Source organism: Enterococcus sp. DIV2384 (assembly GCF_050534975.1).
In the GTDB taxonomy this organism is placed as follows: domain Bacteria; phylum Bacillota; class Bacilli; order Lactobacillales; family Enterococcaceae; genus Enterococcus; species Enterococcus faecalis.
The window spans coordinates 50,855-67,995 of record NZ_CP172905.1; the positions used below are offsets into that span (position 1 = coordinate 50,855).

At 38.9% G+C, this 17,141-nt stretch carries 14 protein-coding genes; 12 read left to right on the forward strand and 2 right to left on the reverse strand.

Annotated elements, in window-relative coordinates:
* The 11 genes from IGK54_RS00220 to IGK54_RS00270 all read left to right on the forward strand — a co-directional run bounded on the left by IGK54_RS00220 (position 1) and on the right by IGK54_RS00270 (position 14,475).
* Positions 1 to 531 (forward strand): NYN domain-containing protein, encoded by a 531-nt coding sequence (locus IGK54_RS00220; RefSeq protein ID WP_002356058.1) that lies wholly within the window; start codon positions 1 to 3, stop codon positions 529 to 531.
* An 85-nt stretch (positions 532 to 616) separates the two neighbouring features.
* Positions 617 to 1,183, forward strand: a complete 567-nt coding sequence (locus IGK54_RS00225) for a sigma-70 family RNA polymerase sigma factor (protein ID WP_016633030.1) — start codon at positions 617 to 619, stop codon at positions 1,181 to 1,183.
* 57 nt (positions 1,184 to 1,240) lie between these two features.
* On the forward strand, positions 1,241 to 1,543 hold the full coding sequence (locus tag IGK54_RS00230; RefSeq protein WP_002383497.1) for a Veg family protein: 303 nt from the start codon (positions 1,241 to 1,243) through the stop codon (positions 1,541 to 1,543).
* 180 nt (positions 1,544 to 1,723) lie between these two features.
* Positions 1,724 to 2,575: a 4-(cytidine 5'-diphospho)-2-C-methyl-D-erythritol kinase gene (ispE, locus tag IGK54_RS00235; protein WP_002356061.1), complete on the forward strand. Its 852-nt coding sequence runs from the start codon at positions 1,724 to 1,726 to the stop codon at positions 2,573 to 2,575.
* 166 nt (positions 2,576 to 2,741) lie between these two features.
* Positions 2,742 to 3,695 carry a metal ABC transporter substrate-binding protein gene (locus IGK54_RS00240; protein ID WP_002367576.1) on the forward strand — a complete coding sequence of 318 codons (954 nt, stop codon included), beginning with the start codon at positions 2,742 to 2,744 and terminating at the stop codon, positions 3,693 to 3,695.
* A gap of 25 nt (positions 3,696 to 3,720) precedes the next feature.
* The gene (locus tag IGK54_RS00245) at positions 3,721 to 4,413 is read left to right on the forward strand and encodes a metal ABC transporter ATP-binding protein (RefSeq protein WP_002356064.1); all 693 of its coding nucleotides are present in this window, start codon (positions 3,721 to 3,723) and stop codon (positions 4,411 to 4,413) included.
* 161 nt (positions 4,414 to 4,574) lie between these two features.
* Positions 4,575 to 5,414 (forward strand): metal ABC transporter permease, encoded by an 840-nt coding sequence (locus IGK54_RS00250; RefSeq protein ID WP_142957460.1) that lies wholly within the window; start codon positions 4,575 to 4,577, stop codon positions 5,412 to 5,414.
* 143 nt (positions 5,415 to 5,557) lie between these two features.
* Entirely contained in the window at positions 5,558 to 6,379 is an 822-nt protein-coding gene (gene purR, locus IGK54_RS00255; protein ID WP_002381336.1) for a pur operon repressor, read from the forward strand.
* Between the two features lie 201 nt (positions 6,380 to 6,580).
* The gene (gene glmU, locus IGK54_RS00260; RefSeq protein ID WP_002356067.1) at positions 6,581 to 7,966 is read left to right on the forward strand and encodes a bifunctional UDP-N-acetylglucosamine diphosphorylase/glucosamine-1-phosphate N-acetyltransferase GlmU; all 1,386 of its coding nucleotides are present in this window, start codon (positions 6,581 to 6,583) and stop codon (positions 7,964 to 7,966) included.
* Positions 7,967 to 8,406: 440 nt separating this feature from the next.
* Positions 8,407 to 12,660, forward strand: coding sequence for a 5'-nucleotidase C-terminal domain-containing protein (locus tag IGK54_RS00265; RefSeq protein WP_430603098.1), 4,254 nt, complete (start codon positions 8,407 to 8,409; stop codon positions 12,658 to 12,660).
* A 135-nt stretch (positions 12,661 to 12,795) separates the two neighbouring features.
* The gene (locus IGK54_RS00270; protein ID WP_002361487.1) at positions 12,796 to 14,475 is read left to right on the forward strand and encodes a peptide ABC transporter substrate-binding protein; all 1,680 of its coding nucleotides are present in this window, start codon (positions 12,796 to 12,798) and stop codon (positions 14,473 to 14,475) included.
* Between the two features lie 46 nt (positions 14,476 to 14,521).
* Here the strand turns inward: IGK54_RS00270 and IGK54_RS00275 are convergent, their stop codons facing one another.
* A complete protein-coding gene (locus IGK54_RS00275; protein ID WP_002356070.1) occupies positions 14,522 to 14,746 on the reverse strand; it encodes a DUF896 domain-containing protein in 225 nt (74 codons plus the stop codon).
* 14 nt (positions 14,747 to 14,760) lie between these two features.
* Positions 14,761 to 15,747 (reverse strand): LLM class flavin-dependent oxidoreductase, encoded by a 987-nt coding sequence (locus IGK54_RS00280; RefSeq protein ID WP_002356071.1) that lies wholly within the window; start codon positions 15,745 to 15,747, stop codon positions 14,761 to 14,763.
* Positions 15,748 to 16,146: 399 nt separating this feature from the next.
* Here IGK54_RS00280 and IGK54_RS00285 point away from each other — a divergent pair, with 399 nt between their 5' ends.
* Positions 16,147 to 17,121 (forward strand): Abi family protein, encoded by a 975-nt coding sequence (locus IGK54_RS00285; protein ID WP_002410386.1) that lies wholly within the window; start codon positions 16,147 to 16,149, stop codon positions 17,119 to 17,121.
* The last annotated feature ends 20 nt before the right edge of the window (positions 17,122 to 17,141 follow it).

The window sequence follows — 17,141 nt, forward strand, 5'->3', positions numbered from 1 at the left end:
ATGAAAAAACAATTGTTAATCGTTGATGGCTATAATATGATTGGTGCTTGGCCAGAATTGGTCCAGTTGAAAAAGCAAGAGCGTTTAGAGGATGCGCGTGAACTGCTTCTTAGTCGTCTGTCCAATTATGCCAAATATGAAGGGTTGGAAATCATTGTGGTCTTTGATGCCCAATTAGTCCCAGGTATTCAGCAAACGTACAAAAAGTACCTTTTGACCGTGGTTTTCACCAAAGAAGATGAAACAGCAGATAGTTATATTGAACGTCTAGCTGGTGAAAAAAATGATCGTTTAACGCAAGTAACAGTCGCAACGAGTGATTTGGCTGAACAATGGGTGGTCTTTTCACAAGGTGCATTGCGGACTTCGGCCAATGAACTTTACAAAGCTGTCCAGAAAACAGAAAAGACGATTGCCATTCATGCAACGGATATCCATTTCCAGCAATTTCGTCGAAATTCTCCATGGAACGTGGAGCAGTTATCAAAACTTTCTGAGAAGCTAGAAGAATTGTCTCAAAAAAAAGATTAAACAAATGTTCGCTTAAGTCATAAATTTCTAACATGCTATGCTCTCCTAAATCATTCGATACGTTTATCGAAAAGGAGGGCTTTTTATGTTAGAACAGATTCAGCAAGCATTAGCAGGAGACCAAGAACAATTTCAAGCTTTATATGGGCAATATCAGCCAGTGATTTATAAGTGCATGAAAAAATACTATTTAAAAGATTATGATACTGATGACTGGCTTCAAGAAGGGCGAATTGTCTTCTTTCGGACGTTAGAACGATTTGATTCAGAAAAACAAGCATCATTGGGAAAGTTTTTTAAACGAAATTTTGAAAATCACGTACATAGCTTAATTCGCCATCAATGCGCCTATAAGCGGCGAACAGATACCTTGTCTATTTCTCTGGAACAACGATTAGAAAGCGCTGGTGAAGAGTTAGTGGACTATTTAGGGACAGCGGCCACCGACCCATTAGGTCAATTAATGATTCAAGAAAAATTGGCAGCTTTTCCGACACGTCTTTCCTCGTTGGAACAACAAATTTTAAACGCATACTTAAAAGGCTACACGTTAGAAGAAATCGCTAAAGTACGTGGGGGAACTTTTTCAGCTGTCCGAAGTGCCTATGATCGTGCCAAAGCAAAAATGAAATATACATTAGAAAATGAATAAAAATTCGACAAAACAGCTGGTTTGTCGAGCAAAAGTAGTTGCAAACAGACTTCTAGTATGATAAACTTGAAATTTTTTAAAAAAAGTGATATAATGTTTCTCGAGGTGAATGCAATGCCAACAACGTTATCGTCAATTAAGAAAGATTTGGAAGGCCGTATCGGCAGTGAAATTATGTTAGTTGCTCAGACTGGAAGAAAGCGCCAAACAGAACGTAAAGGAATCTTAACGGAGACTTATCCATCTGTTTTTGTTGTTGACTTGGATCCAGACGAGAACTCATTTGAACGTGTATCTTATAGCTATTCAGATGTTTTAACACGCACCGTTGAAATCGAATTCATCGGTCAAGCCGTATAATTTAGAAAGTCCGCTTAGGAGTGAAGGAAGAGCCCTTCGTTCCTAAGCTCTTTTTAATTTCACCCATCTGTTGTCAGAGAAAGAGCAATCTTCGGTGTACTTCTTCATGGACATATGATAGAATCTAAAAGATTAAAATGTTGGTAGACAAAAGATTAAGGAAGGTGAATCAGGGAACCGATGGAAATAATCGAACGAGCTCCTGCGAAAATTAATCTTGGGTTAGATGTTCTGCATAAACGTGTGGATGGCTATCATGAAGTTGAATCTATTTTTGCAAGTGTAGATTTAGCCGATCATTTAACTTTTGAAAATCTAGAAGAAGACATCATTCGTATTGAAACGGACAGCTCTTTTTTACCCGTGGATCGACGGAATCATGTCTATCAAGCAGTTGACTTATTAAAGCGTACCTATAATATTCATAAAGGAATTAAAATATATATTGAAAAACGTATCCCCGTGGCAGCTGGTTTAGCAGGGGGGAGCAGTGACTGTGCCGCAGCATTACGAGGCTTGAACAAACTGTGGAATCTGGGGTTGACGATGGACGAACTCTGTGAAATTGGCAGCCAAATTGGTATGGATGTTCCTTATTGTTTAAGGGGCGGAACAGCCTTTGCAAACGGACGTGGGGAGAAAATTGAAGCATTACCGACCATGCCTCAATGTTGGATTGTGTTAGTTAAACCAAGAATTAGTGTATCCACTAGTACCGTTTTTAATGATTTAGCGGTAGATGAATTGCACCATCCAGATATTGCTGGACTAAGAATAGCTATTGAGAATGGTGATTATACTGGGATGACCCAAACGGTTGGCAATGCGTTGGAAAGTGTCACGATTGCCAGACATCCAATCGTGCAACAAATCAAGGATCGCATGCTGAAGTACGGCGCTGATGCAGCGTTGATGAGCGGCAGTGGACCGACAGTCTTTGCTTTATGTGAAAAGAAAACACGAGCACAACGGATTTATAATGGACTCAAAGGCTTTTGCGAAGAAGTTTATTTGGTTCGGACATTGAAATAAATAAAAACAACAGAGCGTGGAGCAAAAACCCAAAGTGATTTTTGTCCCACGCTCTGTTGTTTTTTTAAATTTATTCCTTGACGTCCCGTGATCCATTTGGTACATTATTCCTGGCAAATCGTAAATATTACGGTTTATAATAGGTAAATCGAAAAGAGGACAGAACATGACGAAAATCTACCGCCGTTTGATAATCGGCGTTACTTTAGCAATCAGTGCTTTTCTTTTAGCTAGTTGTGGGCAAACCACACAATCGCCAAAAGAGAAGAAAGAGCTCACGGTAATGACTACTTTTTATCCGATGTACGACTTCGCAAAACAAGTCGTTGGTGATGAGGGAGAGGTTGAGCTGTTGATTCCAGCTGGAACGGAACCACACGATTATGAACCAAGCGCAAAAGACTTAGCGAAAATTACTGATGCGGATGTCTTTGTTTATAATAGTAAAGAGCTAGAAACTTGGGTTCCGAATGTTATTGAAAACTTGGACACGAAAAAAGTTTCAATCGTGGAAGCCAGTCAATCCATTCAATTGATGCAAGGAACAGAAGAGGAAGAATCTGGCGAAGAAGGTCATGAAGGCCATAACCATTCCCACGAACTGGATCCGCATGTCTGGTTAGATCCCGTGTTAGCGCAAAAAGAAGTAACAGCGATTCGGGATGCGCTTATCAAAAAATATCCTGAAAAAAAAGCCGTATTTGAAAAAAATACCGCTGCTTATTTGGAAAAATTGACTGCGCTAGATAAGGAATACCAAGCTGCGTTTGCAGGCGCTAAAAATCGGACCTTTGTGACGCAACATGCTGCATTTGGCTATTTGGCAAAACAATATGGTTTGACCCAAGAACCGATTGCTGGGATTTCTCCAGACCAAGAACCTTCGCCAAGTCGTTTAGCCGAATTAAAAAAATATATTAAAACAAACAATGTTTCTGTGATCTATTTTGAAGCATCGGCTTCTACAAAAGTAGCCAAAACATTGGCAGACGAGACAGGCGTCGAATTAGCCGTATTGAATCCTTTAGAGAGTTTAACTCAAAAAGAACAAGAAGCAGGCGAGAACTACGTGTCTGTCATGAAAGAAAACCTCGCTGCTTTACAAAAAAGCATTCATTAATCTGGCAACAGAAAGGAGCCAACTTATGCATTATATTGAAGTCGAAAATTTAACCTTCTATTATGATGATGAACCTGTTTTAGAAGATGTTTCTTATTATGTTGATCCAGGGGAATTCGTTATTTTAACAGGAGAAAATGGCGCTGCCAAGTCAACGCTGATCAAAAGTACTTTAGGGTTATTAAAACCAACAAGTGGCAAAATTACGGTCGCTAAAAAAAATAGTGCTGGTGAAAAAATCAGCATTGGCTACATTCCACAACAAGTCGCTTCTTTCAATGCGGGCTTTCCTAGCACCGTCATTGAATTAGTACGTTCAGGTCGCTTTCCCAGAAATCGTTGGTTCAAACCGTTGACGAAAAAAGATCATCTTCATGTGGAAAAAGCTTTGAAATCAGTGGACATGTGGGAAATGCGCCACAAACGAATTGGCGAGCTTTCTGGAGGGCAAAAGCAACGAATTAGTTTAGCACGAGTGTTTGCGACAGATCCAGATTTGTTTATTTTAGATGAGCCAACAACAGGTATGGATGAACAATCGCGAAACGAATTTTATCAATTGTTGCAACACAGTGCGCATGAACATGGAAAAGCTATTTTGATGATTACACATGATCATGAAGATATCAAAACCTATGTGGATCGTCAAATTCGTCTTGTCCGCAAAGAAGATTCGAAATGGCGTTGCTTCCATATGAGTGAAGAATCGTATACGTAAATTTTCCAATAAAACGTTATCTGGCTCGATCATAACGAAAGCCAAGGAACGGCTTAAAGAAATGTGGGAAAAATTTAAAAAATAAGCAGGAATTAAAAAATTAATTCGCTTAAACGTCGCTACAATGGTAGTGTTCATTTTAGCGGTAAGGAGTGAATCGTATGGCAGAAATGCTTTCTTATGCATTTATGCAAAAGGCCTTTTTAGCAGCACTGTTTATCTCAGTGATTGCCCCAATGCTCGGCGTCTTTCTAGTTATTCGCCGACAATCTTTAATGGCAGATACCCTTTCACATGTGTCATTAGCCGGTGTGGCACTAGGCTTCTTTTTTAATTGGAATCCTAATTTAATGACCTTAATTGTCGTGATTGTGGCTGCAATCATTCTAGAATATTTACGAATGATTTATAGCACCTATTCAGAAATTTCGATTGCTATTTTAATGTCAGGCGGTTTGGCTTTGGCGTTAGTTTTGATGAATTTAACAGGAGGCAATTCAGCTGCTAGTATTCAATCGTATTTATTTGGTTCCATCGTCACGATTACATGGGATCAAGTGGTTATGTTGGCAATTTTATTCGTAGTTTTAGTTCTATTGTTTATGTTATTTAAACGCCCAATGTATATTTTAACATTTGATGAAGATACTGCTCATGTTGATGGGCTACCTATTCATTGGATGTCGATGCTTTTTAATGTAATTACTGGTGTGGCGATTGCTGTGATGATTCCGATCGCGGGAGCCTTGTTAATTTCAGCAATTATGGTCTTACCAGCTGCGATAGGTATGCGAATTGGTAAAGGCTTCAACACGGTGATTATCATCAGTGTGTTTATGGGCTTGATTGGCATGCTAACAGGGTTGACTAGCTCGTATTATTTGGAAACACCACCGAGTGCAAGCATTACCCTAATTTTTATTGGTTTATTCTTATTAGTCAATATTTATCGCCGAGTGGTTGTTATGGTCCAGCGAAAACAAAAAATGCAAAGAAACTAAGGAGAAAAACGAAAGTTTTTCTCCTTTATTTCTTTTTTTTAAAAGAAATGGCGAACTATTTTCAGTTATTTGAAAAAAATCCTCGAATTTTTCGGTTAAACCCCTTATAATAAGGAACGATAGAATGAAAAGGAGTGACGAATTTGAAAATTCGGAGAAGTGAACGATTAATCGATATGACCCAATATCTTTTAGATCATCCCCATACATTGGTTTCTTTGACATATTTTGCTGACCGATACCAATCTGCCAAGTCTTCCATTAGTGAAGATTTAGCAATTGTTAAAAAAACATTTAAAGAACGTGGAACAGGTATTTTAGAAACGATTCCAGGCGCTGCAGGCGGTGTCCGCTTTATCCCTGAAATTCCTTATGAGGAAGCGGAGCAGTTGATTATGGATTTATGTGATCGTTTGTCAGAACAAGATCGCTTATTACCTGGGGGCTATGTTTATCTTTCAGATTTACTTGGGGAACCGAATTTATTAAGACAAGTGGGCCGGATTATTGCTTCTAAATATTTAGGCAAACAAATTGATGCGGTAATGACCGTTGCGACCAAAGGAGTGCCAATTGCGCAAGCTGTGTCTTATTACTTAAATGTTCCGTTTGTGATTGTTCGTCGCGATTCTAAGATTACTGAAGGTTCAACGGTGAGCGTGAACTATGTATCAGGGTCTTCAGAACGTATCGAAAAAATGGAACTTTCAAAACGCAGCTTAAAACGCGGATCAAAAGTTTTAGTCGTGGATGACTTCATGAAAGGCGGCGGCACCGTCAATGGTATGAAGAGTATGATTGAAGAATTTGAAGCAGAACTTGTGGGCATTACCGTTTTTGCTGAGTCAAAATTCAATGGCCGTCGTGCAATCGATGACTACACTTCGCTATTATATGTGGAAGATGTGGATACACAAACAAAAACGATTAGCGTAGTCCCAGGAAACTATTTCACAGAGAAATAATTTGAAAAAGAACCTGAAAATGGTCCATTCCATTTTCAGGTTCTTTTTTTCTGTTTTATTCCTTTAAAAAAAGATGAGAAAATAAATTGGTCTACCTTTTAAATGCCTTATTTTGTTGAAAAAGACAAAAGAGTAAGATAAACTAGAAAAGGTATAATGAGGACGATTTAGAAGAAAATCAAACAATTTAGTTAATTTGAGGTGGCAAACGTGGAAAATAGATACGCAATTATTTTAGCAGCTGGTAAAGGAACACGCATGAAATCTAAACTTTATAAAGTATTGCATCCAGTTGCTGGTAAACCAATGGTCGAACATATTTTAGATCAAGTAGAACAAACAGAACCAACAGAAATCGTGACGATCGTTGGACACGGGGCGGAAATGATTAAAAGCCATTTAGGCGAACGTAGTCAATATGCCTTACAAGCTGAACAATTGGGAACTGGGCATGCAGTCATGCAAGCACAAGAGTTATTAGGTGGCAAACAAGGAACAACATTAGTTATTACAGGGGATACGCCGTTATTAACTGCAGAAACCTTGAAAAACTTATTCGATTACCATCAAGGTAAGAATGCAAGTGCGACTATTTTAACAGCGCATGCGGAAGACCCAACAGGCTATGGTCGAATTATTCGTGACCATGTGGGCATTGTTGAACGAATCGTGGAACAAAAAGATGCCAGTGAAGAAGAAGCACGTGTTCAAGAAATTAATACAGGAACCTTCTGTTTTGATAATGAATCATTGTTTGAAGCGTTAGCGAAAACAGATACAAACAACACACAAGGGGAATACTATTTAACAGATATCATTGAAATTTTGAAAAAAGAAGGCAAAGCTGTCGCTGCTTATCAAATGGCAGACTTTGACGAAGCAATGGGTGTAAATGATCGTGTCGCTTTATCCACTGCTAATAAAATTATGCATCGTCGTTTAAATGAAATGCATATGCGAAATGGTGTTACATTTATTGATCCAGATACAACATATATTGATGAAGGCGTGGTAATTGGTTCAGACACAGTCATTGAAGCGGGAGTCACTATCAAAGGAAAAACAGTGATTGGCGAAGATTGCTTGATTGGCGCACATTCAGAAATCGTTGATAGTCATATCGGCAATCAAGTGGTTGTTAAACAGTCTGTGATTGAAGAAAGTGTGGTTCGCGAGGGGGCCGATGTGGGTCCGTATGCACATTTACGTCCTAAAGCAGATGTGGGGGCAAACGTACACATTGGTAACTTCGTGGAAGTAAAAAATGCAACAATCGATGAAGGAACAAAAGTGGGCCATTTAACATACGTTGGTGATGCAACATTAGGCAAAGATATTAATGTCGGTTGCGGCGTTGTTTTTGTTAATTATGATGGCAAAAATAAACACCAAACAGTCGTGGGTGATCACGCGTTTATTGGCTCTGCAACGAACATTGTTGCGCCAGTCACGATTGGTGATCATGCGGTGACTGCTGCTGGTTCAACCATCACAGAAGATGTCCCTTCAGAAGATTTGGCGATTGCCCGGGCACGTCAAGTGAATAAAGAAGGCTATGCTAAAAAGTTACCTTACATGAAGGATTAACCTCAAATAAAAAAGAACGCTCTTTTGCTTAAGCAAAAGAGCGTTCTTTTTCCTCCTTAAAGACTAGACCAATTGCTGCTAATATTTGTTTAGAGGCATTCGAGGACTAGACCAATGCTGTTTATTCGGTATTTTTAGTTATTTTTTTCAAAAAAATAGTTTTTGTTCTGCTTTTCCAATATAAAAAGACTTTCTTTTTTATAAAGTTCGTGTTTTGGTCAAAATTACTATTTTTTTCACAAACAAATCCGCTGTATTGTCCAAAAATAAAAACAATTTACAGGAAAAACATCTTATTTTAACGGAATTTACTGTTTTTTATTTAACGGATATATTATGATAGGAAAAGAAGAGCAGCGTGATGGGGGAAGGCTCTTTTTGTTGTTTGTTACTTTGACAATTGTTTGTTGCAAATGGGTTGAAACACAAGGAGGAAATTTGTGAAAAAGTTGAGCTTTAAAAAAGTGAAGTGGGGCATGCATTTTTTAATGGCTGTTGCGTTGATAGCGCCAAGCGTTACTAGTACGGCATATGCAGTAGAAACAACGAGTCAACAAAGTTCAGAAGCAGTAACAAGTACCACCGATTCAAGTAGAAAACAAGAACCAATCATCACACAGGAAACAACAGACATCAAGCAAGAAGCACCAAATCAGGCTACGAGTGACAGTGTCAAGCAGTCACAAGAAACCACGGCACCAGCAGAAACGACGAATTTAGAAACGTCAACCGCTGAAAAAGAAGAAACGAGCACACCACAAAAAATAACAATTTTAGGTACGTCAGATGTTCATGGTCAATTATGGAATTGGTCTTATGAAGATGATAAAGAATTACCAGTTGGTTTGTCCCAAGTAAGTACAGTCGTCAACCAAGTCCGGGCGCAAAACCCAGCAGGCACCGTTTTAATTGATAATGGCGACAATATTCAAGGCACTATTTTAACAGATGACTTGTATAATAAAGCGCCTTTAGTGAATGAAAAGCCCCATCCAATGATTACCGCCATGAATGTGATGAAGTATGATGCAATGGTTTTGGGAAATCATGAGTTTAATTTTGGTTTACCGTTAATCCAAAAAATTCAACAAGAAGCCACTTTTCCAATTTTGTCTGCGAATACCTACAATAAGGAAGATGGTCGTCGCTTTGTTAAAGGGACTACCACGAAGGAACTTGATTTTAATCAAGATGGGCAGCCAGATTTAAAAGTTGGGATTATCGGCTTAACAATCCCGCACATTCCTTTGTGGGATGGCCCTCGTGTTACTTCGCTTAATTTTTTACCTTTGAAAGAAGAAGCAGAAAAAGCAGTTACTGAGTTGAAAACTAACGATCAGGCTGACATTATTGTTGCTTCGATTCATGCGGGACAACAAAATAGTGATCCGGCTGCCAGTGCCGACCAAGTAATTGAAAATGTCGCGGGGATTGATGCGTATATTCTGGGTCATGACCACCTTTCTTTTACCAAGCAAGGAGCAGCGCCGAATGGAAAAACTGTACCGGTAGGGGGACCGAAAGATACGGGGACAGAAGTTGTCAAAATTGATCTTTCAGTTGCTAAAAATGCCGATAAGTGGGAAGTGCAAGAAGGTACAGCAACGATTGTACCAACAACGAATGTTCCAGCAGATGAAGCAGTTAAGGCAGCGACAAAAGAATACCATGAAAAAACGCGAGCGTTTATTCAGGAGGAGATCGGCACAGCAACAGCTGATTTTTTACCAAAACAAGAAATTAAAGGAATTCCCGAAGCACAATTACAACCAACAGCGATGATTTCTTTAATTAATAACGTTCAAAAAGAAGTAACAGGCGCACAATTAAGTGCGGCAGCGCTGTTTAAATACGACAGTAAATTACCTGCGGGGAAAATTTCCTATGCCACGATTTTTGATATCTACAAATACCCAAATACCTTAGTGAGTGTTCCCATTAACGGTGAAAACTTACTGAAGTATTTAGAAAAACAAGGGGCGTACTATAACCAAACACAGCCAGATGATTTGACCATTAGTTTTAATCCAAACATTCGTGTATATAACTATGACATGATTTCTGGAGTGGACTACAAGATTGACATTTCAAAACCAGTGGGTGAACGAATTGTAGATGCGAAAATCGACGGCCAACCGTTGGATCCTGCCAAAGAATATACGATTGCTATGAATAATTATCGTTACGGCGGTTTAGCTAGCCAAGGGATTCAAGTAGGGGAACCTATTAAAAATTCTGATCCAGAAACCTTACGAGGAATGATTGTTGATTATATTAAGAAAAAAGGAACGCTTGATCCAGAACAAGAAATCGAACGAAATTGGTCAATTATTGGGACAAATTTTGATGAAAAATGGCGTGCCAAAGCAATCGAGTTAGTGAATGACGGCACTCTTCAAATTCCGACTTCTCCTGATGGACGTACACCAAACGCCGCTGCTATTACGAAACAAGACGTCCGTAATGCGGGCTTTGATTTAGATAATGCATATACCATTATGCACACAAATGACGTTCATGGCCGACTAGAAGCAGGGAAAGGCGAATTGGGTATGGCGCGTCTAAAAACCTTTAAAGACCAAGAAAACCCAACCTTGATGGTGGATGCAGGGGATGTTTTCCAAGGATTACCAATCTCCAATTTCTCCAAAGGCGCGGATATGGCCAAAGCAATGAATGAAGTTGGTTATGATGCCATGGCGGTGGGAAATCACGAGTTTGATTTTGGTTTAGAGATTGCACTAGGTTATAAAGACCAACTGAATTTTCCGATTTTATCTAGTAATACGTATTACAAAGATGGCAGTGGACGGGTTTTTGATCCGTATACAATCGTAGAAAAAGCCGGGAAAAAGTTTGCCATTGTAGGTGTGACGACCCCAGAAACAGCAACGAAAACACACCCGAAAAACGTGGAGAAGGTGACATTTAAAGACCCGATTCCAGAAGTAGAAGCAGTGATTAAGGAAATTAAAGAGAAGTACGCGGATATTCAAGCTTTCGTGGTTACTGGGCATTTAGGCGTAGATGAAACGACGCCGCATATCTGGCGTGGTGATACGCTAGCAGAAACCCTTAGTCAAACATATCCTGAGTTAGATATCACTGTGATTGATGGACATTCGCATACAGCCGTCGAAAGTGGCAAACGTTATGGCAAAGTGATCTATGCTCAAACAGGTAATTATTTAAATAATGTTGGAATTGTCACAGCACCAGAGAGTGAACCAACTAAGAAAACAGCAAAATTGATTTCAGCAGCAGAGTTGCTAGAATTGCCAGAAAACCCGGCAGTTAAAGCCATCGTTGATGAAGCACGAACGAATTTTAACGCTGAAAATGAAAAAGTAATTGTCGATTATATTCCATTCACATTGGATGGACAACGAGAAAATGTGCGCACACGAGAGACCAACTTAGGGAATTTGATTGGTGATGCGATTATGTCATATGGCCAAGACGCGTTTAGTCAACCTGCTGATTTTGCAGTAACTAATGGTGGCGGCATTCGCGCTGATATTAAACAAGGGCCAATTAAAGTTGGGGATGTCATTGCTGTGTTACCTTTTGGCAATAGCATTGCGCAAATTCAAGTAACCGGCGCTCAAGTTAAAGAAATGTTTGAAATGTCTGTTCGTTCGATTCCACAAAAAGATGAGAATGGCACAATTTTACTAGATGATGCTGGCCAACCAAAACTTGGCGCAAATGGTGGTTTCCTACATGTTTCAAGCTCCATTCGTATCCACTATGATTCCACAAAACCAGGTACTCGCTTGGCTAGTGACGAAGGCAATGAAACAGGACAAACGATTGTCGGTAGACGCGTATTAGGAATAGAAATTAAAAATCGGCAAACACAAAAGTTTGAACCATTGGATGAGAAGAAACAATACCGGATGGCTACCAATGATTTCTTAGCTGCTGGTGGTGATGGTTACGATATGCTAGGTGGTGAACGAGAAGAAGGGATTTCACTAGATGCTGTCTTAATTGAATACTTGAAAAGTGCAACCAGCTTGCGGTTGTATCGTGCAGCAACGACGATTGATTTAGCACAATATAAAGAACCATTCCCAGGCGAACGAATTGTTTCTATTTCGGAAGAAGCTTACAAAGAGTTAATTGGTGGAGGAGAGACGCCAAAACCAGATCCGAAACCAGATCCAAAACCAGATCCAAAACCAGATCCAAAACCAGATCCAAAACCAGATCCAAAACCAGATCCAAAACCAGATCCAAAACCAGATCCAAAACCAGATCCAAAACCAGATCCAAAACCAGATCCAAAACCAGATCCAAAACCAGATCCAAAACCAGATCCAAAACCAGATCCAAAACCAGATCCAAAACCAGATCCAAAACCAGATCCAAAACCAGATCCAAAACCAGATCCGAAACCAGATCCGAAACCAGATCCAAAACCAGATCCAAAACCAGATCCGAAACCAGATCCGAAACCAGATCCGAAACCAGATCCAAAACCAACACCAGAAACACCAGTAGCAACCAATAAACAAAACCAAGCGGGAGCAAGACAGAGCAATCCATCCGTAACAGAGAAGAAAAAGTATGGCGGCTTTTTACCTAAAACAGGTACAGAAACAGAAACGCTTGCATTATATGGTTTACTGTTCGTTGGACTTTCTTCTTCTGGCTGGTATATTTATAAACGACGTAACAAAGCTAGTTAGTCATTTTTTAAGAACCGTCCTTCGGGATTGGTTCTTTTTTTATTTTAATGCTTGCCATTTGTTTTTAATTTTAGTATTATAAGAATATTCTAAAAATTAAAAAATGAAGAGTTTTTTCTGTGAAGGGAGAAAGGCATGAAAAGTAAACGTATAAAAGGACTTATCGGGTTAAGTTTAACAACGCTGTTAGTTTTAGCTGCTTGTGGTGGTGATGGGGGAGCTGGCGCCGAAAAAGCAAAAGGCGGATCAGAGAAAACTGCCGCTAAACAAGAATTTAAAGTAGTAGTTCAACAAGAAATGCCTTCTGCAGATTTATCTTTAGGAACAGATACAATTAGTTTTACGGCACTGAATAATGCGTATGAAGGAATTTATCGTTTAGATGATAAAAGCAAGCCGCAACCAGCAGGGGCTAAAGAAAAAGTGCAAGTCAGTGATGATGGTCTGACGTACACAGTGAAACTAAGAGAAGAAGCAAAATGGTCCAATGGTGATCCTGTCACAGCTGCCGATTATGTTTTTAGTTGGCAACGTACAGCAGATCCTCAGACTGGCGCTGAGTATGCTTATTTTCTAGAAATGATTGAAAACGGCGCAGATATTGTAGCTGGTAAGAAACCAGTCTCTGAATTAGGCATTAAAGCAAACGGAGATTACGAGCTAGAAATTAAACTGGCAAAACCAACACCATATTTTGATTATTTACTGGCCTTTCCACTATTTTTCCCTCAACATCAAGCAACCGTAGAGAAATATGGCAAAGATTACGCTGCTTCCAGTGAAAAAGCAGTCTATAATGGTCCGTTTGTCTTAGCTAACTTTGAAGGGGCTGGCTCAGATACCAATTGGACTTTGGAAAAAAATGAAAACTATTGGGATAAAGACAATGTCAAATTAGATAAAATCAATTTTGATGTTGTCAAGGAGGCACCAACTGCCTTGAACTTATTCCAAGATGGTCAAGCAGACGATGTTATTTTAAGTGGCGAATTGGCCCAGCAAATGGCAAAGGATCCAGAATTGGTTATCGAAAAAGAAGCACGAACCAGCTATTTGGAATTTAATCAGCGAGATAAAAATTCACCGTATAATAATGTGAATTTACGCAAAGCAATTTCAGCAGCGATTGATCGCAACGCATTAGTAGATAAAATTTTAGGCGACGGCTCAGTAGTCGCTACCGGCTTAATTCCAGAAGGGATGTCTTATTCGCCGACAGATGACAAAGATTTTGCTGATGAAAATAAAAAAATTGTTGAATATAGCCCAGAAAAAGCAAAAGAATATTGGGCAAAAGCGAAGAAAGAATTGGGCATAACAACACTCAAAATGGATATTGTTGCCGATGATGTCGATTCTACGAAAAAGTTAGCGGAATATATTCAAGGTACGTTAAAGGATACTTTAGAGGGTATTGATGTAACAGTGAGCCCAGTGCCGTTTTCAGTGCGAATTGATCGAGGTAGTCGCGGCGATTTTGAGACAATCTTAGGTGGTTGGGCTGCGGATTACGCAGATCCAAGTAGTTTCTTAGATCTTTTTGTTACTGGTAATAATTATAATCGCGGGCGTTTTTCAAGTAAAGCCTACGATGAGTTGATTGAGGCTTCAGCTACAAGAGATGCTTCAGATCCTGAAAAACGTTGGGAAGACATGGTTAAGGCTGAGAAGTTATTGATTGGTGAAGAGACCGCTTTAGCACCACTTTATCAAAAGGCGACTGCCCATCTACGCAGTAAAGAAGTGAAAGGCGTCGTTGCCCATGGTGCTGGCGCACAATATGATTATAAGTGGACATATGTGACAGAAGAGTAGTTAAAAAGAGACACAGAATAGTCAAATCGACTGTTCTGTGTCTCTTTTAATCAAAATATTTCTGCTGTTCTTCTTTTAATTTTTCTGGGGTCACATCTTCACCAGTAGGATCATAAATAGTGACGCCCATTAATGTTTTATTGAATTGTTCACGAATGGTCCGCAAATATTCCTGTCGCAAATCGACACGAAGAGCTTGTTCTTCAGATGTTAAACCTTGTTCACGCTCTTTTTGTGCAAGCGTATTAATTCTTTTTAAAACCTCTAACATTTCTCATTTCCTTTCTATAATAATTCTTTTGCTAGGCGTTCAAACGATTGAAAGCGCGTTTGTTTGTCATAACCTGGGGTGATTAGCATCGCTTCTGTCAACCCTAGTTCTTCTTGTTGGTGGAAAAACTCCGCAACTTCTTGGCTACTGCCAATGACAAAGCGTTGTTTATTTTGTTCTAAAACCAGTTTGTCCATTTCACTGTAAGGGAAAGCTAGGGCTTCTTCTGGCGATAAAAATTTATTTGGAAGCCCATGTTCGGTGGCAAAGATATAATGCTCGAAACTAGCCGCATGGTATTCTGCTTCTTCTTTCGTGTCGGCGGCGAAAGTGAAATACGCAGCGCTCACTTGAGGCTCTTGTTGTTCAGTTACTGGTCGGAAATGCTTGTAATATGCTGACAATACTTCTTTGGGCAAATGTCCATGAATAAACTGCGCAAAGGAAAAATTAATGCCATATTCACCAGCTGAACGTGCGCTTTCTTTACTAGCACCTAGTAACCAGGGTTGTGGTAATAGAACTTCCCGCGGAACAGCTGAAATTTTAGAATATAAATGATCTTCAGGAAATTCCTCTCTTAAAAAGAGTAAAATTTCAGGTAATTTATCAAATTGGTCTAGCTGTGGTGGCTGACCATTATTTAACGCCAACGTAGTTAAAGGGCTGCCACCAGGCGAGCGGCCCATGCCTAAATCGATTCGATCAGGATATAAAGCTGCTAACGTTTTAAACGTTTCTGCGACTTTAAATGGCGCATAATGCATGGTCATGATGCCACCTGCGCCAACACGAATTTTTTCGGTGGCGCTAGCAATATGTGCAACTAAAATTTCTGGCGTTGCACTGGCAAAGGCGTCTGAACCGTGATGTTCGGCATACCAAATTCTTGTGTAGCCAAGTTTTTCCGCTAATTGAGCGAGCTCTTTGGCTTCTTGTAATGTGTCGCTTGCTGATTGATTTTTAGGAACCGTTAATTGATCTAAGATACTTAATTTCATGTATGTAGTCTCCTTTTTGGTTATTTTTTTGAAGCTACCGCTATTATCACGCAAGCATGTCAAAAAAAACAGTACGCACTTTTTAATTCCCTAGTGAGCGAAAAGTAACAAATAGATGTAGCCAAGGTCGATGATAAAAAATTCTCCGCTATGGCTGTGTGCATTTTGATTTTTTGGACAATGTATAGAAATATACTTAATATTTTTTCTGTTTTTATACAACGTATTGTATTTTTTAGTATAAAAAGCATTTTCTTTAGAAAATTGGGCTATTGACTAGCTACAAAACAAATGATAGCATAGAGATAACCTTAAAGAAGAGCTGCTGTGCGGCTAACCGAGAACGTCTATTAGTTTTTCTAATAGACGTTCTTGTGCTAATTAATAGGAGAACAGTATATGAAGCCTTTTAAAACGTTAGATGAACAATTAGCTATTTTGGAAGCTCGAGGATTGGTTTTCTCGGATAAAGAAAATGCAAAAAAGAAATTATCTTTTTATGGCTATTATGAGATTATCAATGGCTATAAAGACTTCCTTTTGGAAAAAAAGCAAAAAATAACTGACCATCAAGAAGAATGTTTTATAGAAAACAGTACATTTGATCATATTTTTTCTTTATTTATGATGGACAAAACAATAACTTCATCTGTAATTGATGCGACATGTGATGTTGAGATGTATGTAAGAGCAGCTATTTCTTACGTTGTCAGTAAAAATATAGGTGAACAACAAATAGACTATTTGAATAGACGTCATTATCAAACTGGAAAGAAAAACAAAAACGGACAAGGATATAAAGTTGATCAGCTAATTACAAAGTTTAAAAAGATTATCTACGATGATATAGAACCCATGAAACACTATCGTGGTTATCATGGAAACGTTCCACCTTGGATTATGTTAAAAGGAACAACATTTGGAAACCTGGCTAATTTTTATAAATTACAAAAAAGTGAAAATAAAAAAGAAGTTATAGCGATGATTCTAGGAATACCTAAAGAAATCGTGGATGAAGGGATTACCAATATGTTTACTGACATTATCTTTTTATGTCATAGTTATAGGAATAGAGCTGCACATGGTGGACGAATGTATAACTATCGGTCGGCTAAAGCAGTTATTAGATATAGTGAAAATTTTCATCCCCGAGCAAATATTACTCAGGCAGAGTATAGAAAAGGCAAAGGAATATCCTGTTTAGGTACCCTATTTCATGCATTGACATGGATGGATAATAAAGTAGCTTTAGCAAGGTTACAAGCAGGGGTATCTGTTGCGTTAGATCAGCACTTAAAAGTTTACCCAGAAGATTATGATTTAGTTTTGTCTGAAAGTAATATCAATCCTAAATTTTTACAGCTTTCTAGATAGAATTATTAGAATAAGTTGTA

Excerpts from the sequence above, each read along its gene's own strand:
- IGK54_RS00220 (WP_002356058.1), top strand. The coding sequence starts at position 1 with ATGAAAAAACAATTGTTAATCGTTGATGGCTATAATATGATTGGTGCT.
- IGK54_RS00225 (WP_016633030.1), top strand. The coding sequence starts at position 617 with ATGTTAGAACAGATTCAGCAAGCATTAGCAGGAGACCAAGAACAATTT.
- IGK54_RS00230 (WP_002383497.1), top strand. The coding sequence starts at position 1,241 with ATGATAAACTTGAAATTTTTTAAAAAAAGTGATATAATGTTTCTCGAG.
- ispE (WP_002356061.1), top strand. The coding sequence starts at position 1,724 with ATGGAAATAATCGAACGAGCTCCTGCGAAAATTAATCTTGGGTTAGAT.
- IGK54_RS00240 (WP_002367576.1), top strand. The coding sequence starts at position 2,742 with ATGACGAAAATCTACCGCCGTTTGATAATCGGCGTTACTTTAGCAATC.
- IGK54_RS00245 (WP_002356064.1), top strand. The coding sequence starts at position 3,721 with ATGCATTATATTGAAGTCGAAAATTTAACCTTCTATTATGATGATGAA.
- IGK54_RS00250 (WP_142957460.1), top strand. The coding sequence starts at position 4,575 with ATGGCAGAAATGCTTTCTTATGCATTTATGCAAAAGGCCTTTTTAGCA.
- IGK54_RS00270 (WP_002361487.1), top strand. The coding sequence starts at position 12,796 with ATGAAAAGTAAACGTATAAAAGGACTTATCGGGTTAAGTTTAACAACG.
- IGK54_RS00275 (WP_002356070.1), bottom strand. The coding sequence starts at position 14,746 with ATGTTAGAGGTTTTAAAAAGAATTAATACGCTTGCACAAAAAGAGCGT.
- IGK54_RS00280 (WP_002356071.1), bottom strand. The coding sequence starts at position 15,747 with ATGAAATTAAGTATCTTAGATCAATTAACGGTTCCTAAAAATCAATCA.
- IGK54_RS00285 (WP_002410386.1), top strand. The coding sequence starts at position 16,147 with ATGAAGCCTTTTAAAACGTTAGATGAACAATTAGCTATTTTGGAAGCT.